Consider the following 9,708-nt stretch of genomic DNA (forward strand, 5'->3'; position numbering starts at 1 on the left):
TTCTCCTTAGATCACTGCGTTAGAGGACGAAGCCGACTGGGTGGTGGTCTTGCCGGTCGTCGCGCCAATTTCCAATACATCGGTCAGGTAGATGCCGCCCAGTCCCTTGAGTTTGAGGGTGCTGGGGTTGGTGCTCGTTCCCAGGGTGACGCTCTCCACCTTGGCGTAAGTCAGGGCGGGGACGCTCTCCGACTTGCCGTCGACGGTGGCATGCGCCTCTATCGAATATTTGCCGCTCTTGGCCTGGTTGCCGGACTTGTCCTTGCCATCCCATTCAAAGGCCACGTTCCCCTTGTGGCTCCCTTCGATGGCGAACTCCCTGATGACCTGGCCGCTCTCGTCCTTCACCGTCACCTTGATGTTGCTGCCGCCATCGCCGGTGGCGATGACCCCCGTGAGGGTCCCCCCCTTCTCCACGTAACCCGTATTGGACGGGATCAGCACGTTCTGTCCCACCAGCGCGGAGGCCTGCAGCGCCTGGCTAGAGGTCATCAGGCTGTTGAGGCTCTCCATCTGGGTGGAGAGGCTGCTGATCCCCTGAGACGTCGACATCGAGGTCATCTGGGAAAGCATCTGGGCGTTGTCCACCGGTTTGAACGGATCCTGATAGGAGAGCTGCATGGTCAGCAGCTTCAGGAAGGACTCCTGATCCAGCTCCTTTTTCTGGGTACTGGTGTTGACCGTACTGGTCTGGGCCGACGTCGTCCGGTTGACGCCCAGCAGGCTGTCATAGGTATCTGCCACTTATGCTCCCCCCTCTAGGGCGTGCCCACTGGGCCGATTGTTGCCGCCTGGCAGGCGATCACGGGTCACTCTCATCCGGGTTCACCTCTGTCAGGACTTGCCCAGACCCAGGGTCTGCTGCAACATTTTCTTGGCCGCATCGGCCACCTGGACGTTGGTCTGGTAGCTGCGCGACGCTGCTATCATGTCCGCCATCTCTTCCACCATGTTGACGTTGGGCTTGAAGATGAAGCCATCCTTGTCCGCCATGGGGTGATTCGGGTTGTACTCCTTGAGCAGGGGTGCATCACTCTCGACGATGCCCTTCACATCCACCCCGACCGAGGCCTGCTTGTCGGACATGGCCTGATCCAGCTGGGCGGCAAAGACTGGCCGCCTGGCGTGGTAAGTTTTTTCCACGCTGGAGCTGACGCTGTCAGCGTTGGCCATGTTGCTCGCCACCGTGTTGAGGCGAACGGACTGCGCGCTCATGGCAGAGCCTGCAATGTCAAAGACCTTGAACAAACTCATCCTTGCTCTCCTTTCAGTGCCTTGAGCAGGCCGCTTATCTTGCTGTTCATGAATTCAAGGGAGGCCTGGTATTCGAGGCTGTTGCGCAGGAACTCGCTGCGCTCCTGCTGCACGTCCACCGTGTTGCCGTCACCGGTATCCGGTTGCAGGGGATTGCGGAACTGGGTCGTGCCCGGGGTATCCATCTGCAAGGCGAAGTGCTTCTCGCTGGTGGTGCTGAGCCCGAACCCTTGCTGGCCCTGGGCATCCTGCAACGCCTGTGAGAAGTCGATGTCACGGGCCTTGAAGCCCGGCGTGTCCGCATTGGCGATGTTGCTGGACAACACCTCGGCACGCTTGGCGCGCACGCTCAGCGTGTACTGATGAACCCCGAATGCCTTGTCGAATGAAATTGCCATAGCACACCTCCTGCTTCATGAATATTTAGCAAGAGGTGTGCCAAGAGGGTATTGAGCGGGGTTATTTGACCTTGTAGACGATGCCGGGGTTGCAGCGGATCATCTCGAACTTGTCGGTGAGGCCGGCCAGAGACTCGGAGGCCCCCAGCATCAGGTAGCCGCCAGGATTGAGGCTGCTGGCGAACTGGTTGAGGATCTTGGATTTCACTTCGGGCGCAAAATAGATGAGCACGTTGCGGCAGAAGATGATGTCAAACTTGCCGAGCAGGCTGTAGCTCTCCAGCAGGTTGAGGGGACGGAAGCTGGTCAATTTTCTGACACGCTCCACCACCCGCATCTTGTTGTCGCCACAGGGTTCGAAAAAGAGTCGCTTGCGCTCGGGGGAGAGCCCGCGAGCCAGCGCCAGGCTGTCGTAGACCCCCTCCTTGCACTGGTTGAGCATGGTGCTGGAGATATCGGTCCCCACTATCTGCACCCCGCCCGGCAAGGTACCCGGCCGCTTGACTTGCTGCTCCAGCGCCGTCATGGCGATGGAGTAGGGTTCCTGCCCCGATGAAGAGGCGGCAGACCATATCTTGATGGGACGACCGCTCTTGCCAAGCTCCGGGAAAATCTTGTCGCTCAGCAGTTGGAACGGATAGGTATCGCGAAACCACAGGGTCTCGTTGGTGGTCATGGCATCGACCACCGCCATCTTGAGCTCCCGCTCGCGCACGCTCATCGCCCGGGTGACCAGATCAGACAGACTCTCGATACCAAACTGAGTCATCAAGGGCGACAGGCGGCTCTTGACCAGATACTGTTTGTTGTCACCCAGCACTATGCCGCTCTGTTGCGCCAGAAAATTGCTGAATTGCCTGTATAAGTCGTCCGAAAGTGTCTTCATGCAGTTGTTCTTCTTGATTAGAGAGCGCCTTGTACGGCCTTGGCCAATTCATCCGGCTGGAATTTGGCAATGAAATTGTTCGCTCCGACTTTCTGCACCATGGCCTGATTGAACACCCCACTGAGGGAAGTGTGCAGGATAACATGCAAATCCTTGAGGTTGGGATTGTTGCGGATCTCGGCGGTGAAGGTATAACCGTCCATCTCCGGCATCTCGATGTCCGAAATGACCAGGGCTATCTGATCCTTGATGGGACCGTTCTTGGACATCTCCAGCAACATGTTGAGCGCTTCCCGTCCATCCTTGGCCAGCACGCATTGCACCCCGATAGCCTCCAGTGCCCGTTGAACCTGCTTGCGCGCCACCGAAGAGTCGTCCGCAACCAGTACGGGACGCCCGTGAGGATTGCGCTCCACGCTTGCTTCCACCAGTTCGGTGGACACCTCGGTGGAGACCGGCGAGATCTCGTTGAGAATGCGCTCCACGTCCAGGATCTCCACCAGCTCACCATCTACCTCGGTCACCGCCGTCATGTAGTTGATGCGACCTGCCCCTTTGGGTGGCGGCAGGATGGACTCCCAGTTCATGTTGATGATGCGCTCGACCGAGTGGACCAGGAACCCCTGAATGGAGCGGTTGTACTCGGAGATGATGATGAAGCACTTGGAGAGGTCCTGGATGGGGCGTTTGCCCATCGCCATGCTGAGATCGATCACCGAGATGGTCTGACCACGGATATGTGCCACGCCGCGAATGCAGGAGTTGAGCTTGGGCATGACGGTCAGAGGGGGACACTGCAGCACCTCGCGTACCTTGAATACGTTGATGCCAAATCTTTGACGTCCATTGAGACGAAACAACAGCAGCTCCAGCCTGTTTTGTCCCACTAGCTGGGTTCGCTGGTTGACCGAGTCCAGAATACTCGCCATAAACACTCCCTAAAAATGCTTGGCACTGATCGTGCATGTCATTATGCATGCACATTGGCTTGCATCAGCTCATCGTTGTTTCAACAACCGAATAATTCTGGAGCAAGCATAGTTAACTACGGTGGTATACGTGAATAACTTATCGACCGGTAAGCAAAAATGATTAGTAGACTTTTCCTTATCTTACTGCCGTTTTGCAGTCTGTCTCACGCCATGGCGTCCGAGGTCACCGACTATCTGCAAGAACAGGCACAGGCGTTCGTGCTCGACCAGCTCGATATTCCCCTCGATGCACAGGCCGACGTCAAGGCCGGTACCATTGACGAGCGCCTCCCCCTCACGCGCTGCGAAGATGCCCTCACCATTTCCCTCCCCGCCAGGATGGAGATCCGTCGCAACACCACCGTCTACCTCAAGTGCGAGGGAGAGAAATCCTGGGATCTCTATCTACCGGTCCGGGTCAGCATCCAGAAACCCTATGTCACCGTCGCCGTCCCGGTTGCCAAGGGAGACGTTCTGAGTGAACCCATGCTGACCCTGGCATACCAGGACCAGACCCTGATCCGTGGCGACTACCTTACCGACCCGACCGCCCTTATCGGGGTACGCAGCAAGCGTGAGCTGAAACCGGGTCAGCCAATCAGGCTCACCCAGGTATGCGTGGTATGCAAGGGGGACCAGGTCACCCTGAGCGCCGAAAACAGCAGCATGCAGATCAAAACCATGGCCCGCGCCTTGCAAGATGGCAGCTTCGGAGACATGATCCGGCTTGTCAACACGCGCTCGGGCAGAACGGTGCAAGGCCAGGTCAGTGCAGTGGGCTCCGTGGTCGTGACATTCTGACACATGAATGCACTGCGCAATTTTTTTCTAAAGTTCTGACCGCCGTCACCGATATACAGGTAAGCGAACAGCAAAGCAGACGAAGGTAAACCTTATGGCTATCAACAATATCAACAACTTGGCTAACAACCGCCTGCAAAACAGCGGAAGCAGTCAAGGTGTAGCCACCAAGTCGGCGACCTCCAGCGAGAGCAGCCGTGCGACGACCGTCAAGAGCGACTCTGTCTCCTTGACCAGTGAGGCGCAGCAATTGCAACAGATGCAGAAGACCCTCAACACCGCCTCCACCGGTAACGAGAGCCGCGTCGAGAGCCTGAAGAAGGCTGTGGCCAGTGGGGAGTACAAGGTCAACAGCGAAGCCGTGGCCAGAAAGATGTTCAGCTTCGAAGCCGATCTGGATAAACGGTTGGGATGATGGACCTCCCTTCGCTGCTGCGCGCTCAGGACGACAACCTCTCCCAGATGCAAGGCTTGCTGGCAGAGGAGTTCGACCTCCTCAAGGCTCACCGGGCCCTTGCCTTGCCGGCACTCGCCGATCGCAAGCAGCAACTGCTGGTGGCCATCGAGACGCTGGACAAGACTCTGGCGGAGCTACCCGACCTGAAGCAACAGCTGAGCGCCTTCCCGACCCAATTGCAGGCCCTTCAAGCCAAGCTGGAAGCCTGCCAGGAGCAGAACAATCTCAACGGACGTCTGCTCGAACTCAGTATTGTCTCCAATCGCCGTCTCGCCAGCTTCCTCAGCAAGCTCAGAGACAGCAGCTCCCTGACCTATGACGCCAAAGGCAATACCCGCTCAGGCACCCGCTCTTTCGGGATCAAGGCCTGATCTCCTCTCCCCCTTCGGGCTTCCTCTCCTTTTGGGCCCCTAGTCAGAGCACCAGCTGCATCAGGGTTTCTCCATCCTTGCAGGCATGAATGCTCATGCGGCCCTCGTGATATCGCCCATAACTGGCCACCCACTCGCCCCTTGGAAAACAGATAGACCCCGGGTTCATCAGGATCATCTCTCCTTCCTGACATAGCACAGGCACATGGGTATGACCGCTGATGAACAAGCTCCCTGCAGGCAGGGGCACGTTGCTGGGCTCATAGAGATGACCGTGGCTGACAAACCAACGCCGCCCATCCACCAGTAGCTGGTTGTAGGGCGCCGTGATGGGGAAGTGGAGCAGCATCTGGTCCACCTCCGAATCGCAATTGCCACGCACCGCCATGATGCGGGGGGCCAGCTGGTTGAGCCTTGCAGCCACGGCAGCAGGATCATACCCCGCCGGCACCGGATTGCGCGGCCCGTGATTGAGCAGATCCCCGAGCAGCAGATAGTGATCAGGCTGCCAGGGAGCGAGTTGCGCCAGCACCTGCTCGAGGGCAGTCAGACTGCCGTGCAGATCCGAGATAATAGCAATCTTCATTCCACACTCCTCATGGCTGGCTGAAATAGAGATCCTTGGTGGCGATGGCGCCCTTGAGGTTGCGGCTCGGCAAGCCGCGCAGTGCCGGGTCCACCAGTCTCATCTGGTTGTAGTGATAGACGGGGATGACGGGCACCTCCTCCATCAGCAGTTGCTCGGCCTGATGATAGATCCCGGACCGAACGTTGGCATCCAGGGTCTCGGAGGCCTGTTGCAGCAGACCATCGAAGGTGGGGTTGCAGTAGCCGCTCTCGTTCTGGGGATCCTGGCAGCGGAAACTGCCAAGCATGGACGACGGCTCGACATAATCACCAAACAAAAATGAACGAGCCAGCATGAAATCACCACTGTCCTTGGCCACCTGATAGGCATTCCACTCCATGTTGTTGAGGGAGACTTCGACCCCCAGCGGTTTCCACATGGCCGCCACCGCCAGGGCCAGCTTCTTGTGGTTCTCCGACGTGTTGTAGGTCAGCGTCAGCCTGAGGGGATGGGCGCTGTTGTAGCCCGCCTGGGCCAACAGTGCGGCGGCCCGGGCCAACCGGGTCGGCTGGTCTTCCCGGGAGAGGGGGATATCCAGCTCGTCATAACCCGGCATGGCGGGCAGCAGTGACCAGGCAGAGCGCTCCCCCTGGCCGCTCACCTTCTCGGTCAGCAGGTGGCGATCGATGGCCATGGAGAGCGCCTGGCGCACCCGCACATCCTGCAACTCGGGGCGATTGAGATTGAAAGTGTAAAGATAGGTGCCAAGCAGCGGCAGACCCCAGATCCGCTCCGGTGCCTCCTGCATGGTCTTCTGGTAGTACTCCAGCGCCACCTTGTTGGTAAGCTGGATCTCCCCCGCTTCGTAACGCAGCCGCTCCCCATGCTGGGAAGCGAGCGGCAGGTAGGTCACCCGCTGGATCCGGGTATGGGCGTCATCCCAGTACTGGGGGTTGCGTTCGGCTTCGATGCGCTCGTTCACCACCCAGCTCGCCAGCTTGTAGGGGCCATTGCTCACCATCTTGCCTGGCTGGGTCCACTGCTTGCCAAACTGGGCGATGACCCGCTCGTTGACCGGCACGAAGGGGCGCTGGCTGACCAGTTGCAGGAAATAGGGAATGGGGCGCTCCAGGGTCACTTTCAGGATCTGGTCGCTTTCTGCCTCCACCCCCAGGGCATCGAGGTCGAGCGCCCCGGCATAGATGGACTGGGCATTGTTGATGCCGGTCGCCAGCAGCAGGCCGGCGGAGGGGGAAGCCTGCGCCGGGTTCAGCAGCCGCCGCCAGGCGTAGACGAAATCCCGGGCGGTGAGGGGCTCGCCGTTGGACCATTTGAGCTGGGGACGCAGGAAGAAGCGCCACACCAGCCCATCCTCGCTGGTCTCCCAGCGCTGGGCCTGGGCGGGCACTATCTTGCCCTGACCATCCTCGCTCACCAGCCCCTCGAACAGGTCCACCAGCACCACCTCCCCCGGGAAACCGGAGCGGATCAGGGCCGGATCGAGGGACTCGGGTTCGGCGCCATTGCCCTTGACCAGGGTCTGCCTGTCCGACAGCACGGGCTGCTGCACCACGGTAGTGGCCTGAAGCGGCGGCACCGCCATCAACCCGAACAGCAAGGGAGAGAGCCAGCGGCGGGCTGGCCTGGCGGCGAAACGGTAAAACATGACATCAACCTCGTTCAATTCTTTTGACTGCAATGGGGGGAAGGCCGGCGGCGCGCCTGGAATCGAATGCATCATGCCGCGCTTGTTATCCCCGAAGACGACCCGTATTGTATCGGGCCTGCCCGATAGAGGGAGTCTTTCGGGCTATTTTTTTCAAGGTTTTATGACGACACGGCCGCCACGGGTGGGCGCAATCGCCAGAAGGCGCACTCCCCTGCCTCGTTGGCAATCGGCCCGGGGTGATATGTCGCCTGTAGGTCCGGTTGTCGTCTACCGTTTCAGGGGTCTTTATGGGTTACGAATGGTTGGCGCTGGCTGCCGCCAGTTTATGGGCGATCGCCGCCCTCATCTCCGTCAAACCGGCTCGCCATCTGGGGGCCTTTGCCTACAGCCGCTGGCGGATGTTCCTGGTCAGCCTGATGCTGGCCAGCGCAAGTCTGGTGACGGGAGGCTGGCAGACCCTCACCGAGAGCGCCCTTCCCCTGCTGGCCCTCTCCGGCCTCATCGGCATCTTCGTCGGCGATACTGCCCTCTTTGCCTGCATGAACCGACTCGGCCCCAGGCGCAGCGGTCTGCTCTTCTCCTGCCACGCCCTCTTCTCCGCCCTGCTTGGGCTCTGGCTCTTTGGCGAGCGGCTCGATGGTTGGCGCCTGCCAGGCGCCTTGCTGGTCCTGGCCGGGGTCATGCTCGCCATCCTGTTTGGTCGTCGTGGCGACAACCTGCAGAACGAATGGGAGCAGGTGCGCGGCCGCCTCGTGGTCGGCATAGCCCTTGGCCTCACCGCAGCCCTGTGCCAGAGCCTCGGAGCCATCATCGCCAAGCCGGTGATGATGAGCGGCACCGTGGACGCGGTGAGCGCTTCCGGCGTGCGCATGGGCAGCGCACTCTTGGCACACTGCGTCTTGCGGGCACTGCGCCTGCCGCTCGCCATGCCGCACAACCCAATCAACCGGCAGGTGCTCGGCATGATAGGCATCAACGGATTTCTGGCGATGACGCTGGGAATGACCCTGATCCTGGTGGCCCTGCGTCAGGGAGATGTGGGCATGGTGGCCATCTTGTCTTCCACCACACCGGTCATTCTGCTGCCCTTGCTGTGGTGGCACTCGGGGATGCGTCCCTCGCTCCCCGCCTGGGCCGGAGCCCTGCTCGCCACCCTGGGCACGGCCCTGGTGCTGGGAATGGGGAACTGAGCCCCGTCTCTCCTGCAAGAAGGAAGGACCAACACGCCCATCGGCGGCACTGAGCCGCCGATGCTCCCTCGTACCGGACAGGGAGAGAGGCGATCGCGCCCCTAGAACAGGGCCACTTCCTCTTCGGTCAGCTCCCGGTATTCCCCCGGTGCCAGCTCATCGTCCAGAGCCAGATCGCCGATGCGTTCCCGATGCAGTCCGACCACCTTGTTGCCGATGGCGGCGAACATCCGCTTCACCTGGTGATACTTGCCCTCGTGGATGGTCAGGCGTGCTTCCCGATCGTCCAGGATTTCCAGCTCCGCAGGGCGGGTCTTGTCGTTCTCGTTGCGCAGGTAGATACCGTCGGCAAAGAGCGAGATGGCCTCTTCACTCACGGGATCAGCCAGCCAGACGTGGTAGGTCTTCGCACACTCGTGCCGGGGCGACGTGATGCGATGGGACCACTGGCCGTCATCGGTGATCAGCACCAGCCCGGTGGTATCGAGATCGAGGCGCCCCACCACGTGCAGTTTGCCCATGGCCGGCTCGTCGAGCAGGTGGAACACGGTGGCGTGATCCGGGTCCTCGTTGGAGCAGACATATCCTTCCGGCTTGTGCAGCATGAAGTAGCGATTCTGCAGGTTCAGGGTCAAGGTCACACCGTCAAACTCGATCTGGTGTTGCTCATTGATGTGAAAGGCGGGCTGCTTGACCAGCACGCCGTCTACCAGCACTTCCCCCTGACGGATCAGCTTGCCCGCCTGGGAACGGGTCAAATCGGAGCAATCGCAAAGAAATTTGTCGAGCCGCATGCAAAAACCTCGGAATCCATCATGATTGGGGGCGACATTATATCGGTCAGACCCGACAACACCAGTACTAAGCGACAGGGACTCAAGTTGACATCCTCCCCCACCTTAGCGCTTCGCGTCACAGGAGGGGGATTCCCATTACTGGGTGATAGCTGCTCGCGCAGTACCGGGTTCCTGCTTCATCGGGCGGCCTGATTGCACCACGCCTCCACAGGCTAAAACGGCGTGTCCCGCCGCTAAAATATTGCGAGCGCCATTCACATCGGCGTTCGCCTCATAACCACACGCAGCGCATTTAAACTGGCTTTGCGTCTGGCGGTTATCCTTCGCAGTATGCCCACAACAGGCG

The 9,708-nt window shown here is 59.9% G+C and carries 13 protein-coding genes; 4 read left to right on the top strand and 9 right to left on the bottom strand.

Going from position 1 to position 9,708, the window contains the following annotated elements:
* Positions 1–6: 6 nt before the first annotated feature.
* From J9892_RS22215 to J9892_RS22235, 5 genes are all read right to left on the bottom strand, one after another.
* Complete coding sequence (locus tag J9892_RS22215) at positions 7–744, bottom strand: flagellar hook assembly protein FlgD (protein WP_010675293.1); 738 nt, start codon at positions 742–744, stop codon at positions 7–9.
* A 90-nt stretch (positions 745–834) separates the two neighbouring features.
* Positions 835–1,254, bottom strand: a complete 420-nt coding sequence (gene flgC / locus J9892_RS22220) for a flagellar basal body rod protein FlgC (protein ID WP_005329775.1) — start codon at positions 1,252–1,254, stop codon at positions 835–837.
* Positions 1,251–1,652, bottom strand: coding sequence for a flagellar basal body rod protein FlgB (gene flgB / locus J9892_RS22225; RefSeq protein ID WP_210539032.1), 402 nt, complete (start codon positions 1,650–1,652; stop codon positions 1,251–1,253). Before flgB ends, flgC begins: the two co-directional genes overlap by 4 nt.
* A gap of 61 nt (positions 1,653–1,713) precedes the next feature.
* The gene (locus tag J9892_RS22230) at positions 1,714–2,538 is read right to left on the bottom strand and encodes a protein-glutamate O-methyltransferase (RefSeq protein ID WP_010675295.1); all 825 of its coding nucleotides are present in this window, start codon (positions 2,536–2,538) and stop codon (positions 1,714–1,716) included.
* Positions 2,539–2,555: 17 nt separating this feature from the next.
* Entirely contained in the window at positions 2,556–3,467 is a 912-nt protein-coding gene (locus J9892_RS22235) for a chemotaxis protein CheV (protein ID WP_010675296.1), read from the bottom strand.
* A gap of 237 nt (positions 3,468–3,704) precedes the next feature.
* On the opposite strand from J9892_RS22235, the gene flgA reads away from it, so the two are divergent.
* The 3 genes from flgA (at position 3,705) to J9892_RS22250 (ending at position 5,138) form a co-directional block, all read left to right on the top strand.
* Positions 3,705–4,310: a flagellar basal body P-ring formation chaperone FlgA gene (flgA, locus tag J9892_RS22240; RefSeq protein ID WP_319883493.1), complete on the top strand. Its 606-nt coding sequence runs from the start codon at positions 3,705–3,707 to the stop codon at positions 4,308–4,310.
* Between the two features lie 94 nt (positions 4,311–4,404).
* Positions 4,405–4,725: a flagellar biosynthesis anti-sigma factor FlgM gene (gene flgM / locus J9892_RS22245; protein WP_010675298.1), complete on the top strand. Its 321-nt coding sequence runs from the start codon at positions 4,405–4,407 to the stop codon at positions 4,723–4,725.
* Positions 4,722–5,138 carry a flagellar protein FlgN gene (locus tag J9892_RS22250; protein WP_052815062.1) on the top strand — a complete coding sequence of 139 codons (417 nt, stop codon included), beginning with the start codon at positions 4,722–4,724 and terminating at the stop codon, positions 5,136–5,138. The genes flgM and J9892_RS22250 overlap by 4 nt, the downstream gene beginning before the upstream one ends.
* A gap of 43 nt (positions 5,139–5,181) precedes the next feature.
* Here the strand turns inward: J9892_RS22250 and yfcE are convergent, their stop codons facing one another.
* Positions 5,182–5,724 carry a phosphodiesterase gene (gene yfcE, locus J9892_RS22255; protein ID WP_069652525.1) on the bottom strand — a complete coding sequence of 181 codons (543 nt, stop codon included), beginning with the start codon at positions 5,722–5,724 and terminating at the stop codon, positions 5,182–5,184.
* 10 nt (positions 5,725–5,734) lie between these two features.
* Positions 5,735–7,372: a peptide ABC transporter substrate-binding protein gene (locus tag J9892_RS22260; RefSeq protein WP_210539036.1), complete on the bottom strand. Its 1,638-nt coding sequence runs from the start codon at positions 7,370–7,372 to the stop codon at positions 5,735–5,737.
* A 290-nt stretch (positions 7,373–7,662) separates the two neighbouring features.
* Here J9892_RS22260 and J9892_RS22265 point away from each other — a divergent pair, with 290 nt between their 5' ends.
* The gene (locus J9892_RS22265; RefSeq protein ID WP_201873181.1) at positions 7,663–8,565 is read left to right on the top strand and encodes a DMT family transporter; all 903 of its coding nucleotides are present in this window, start codon (positions 7,663–7,665) and stop codon (positions 8,563–8,565) included.
* Positions 8,566–8,666: 101 nt separating this feature from the next.
* Here J9892_RS22265 and rsuA read toward each other — a convergent pair whose 3' ends face one another.
* Both rsuA and J9892_RS22275 read right to left on the bottom strand, forming a co-directional pair.
* The gene (gene rsuA / locus J9892_RS22270) at positions 8,667–9,359 is read right to left on the bottom strand and encodes a 16S rRNA pseudouridine(516) synthase RsuA (RefSeq protein ID WP_043153817.1); all 693 of its coding nucleotides are present in this window, start codon (positions 9,357–9,359) and stop codon (positions 8,667–8,669) included.
* Between the two features lie 138 nt (positions 9,360–9,497).
* Positions 9,498–9,708 (bottom strand): zinc ribbon domain-containing protein (locus tag J9892_RS22275; protein ID WP_210538798.1); only part of this gene is annotated, 211 nt, incomplete at its 5' end.

Origin of the sequence: Aeromonas sp. Prich7-2, from assembly GCF_017939255.1 — a bacterium.
GTDB lineage: Bacteria > Pseudomonadota > Gammaproteobacteria > Enterobacterales > Aeromonadaceae > Aeromonas > Aeromonas caviae.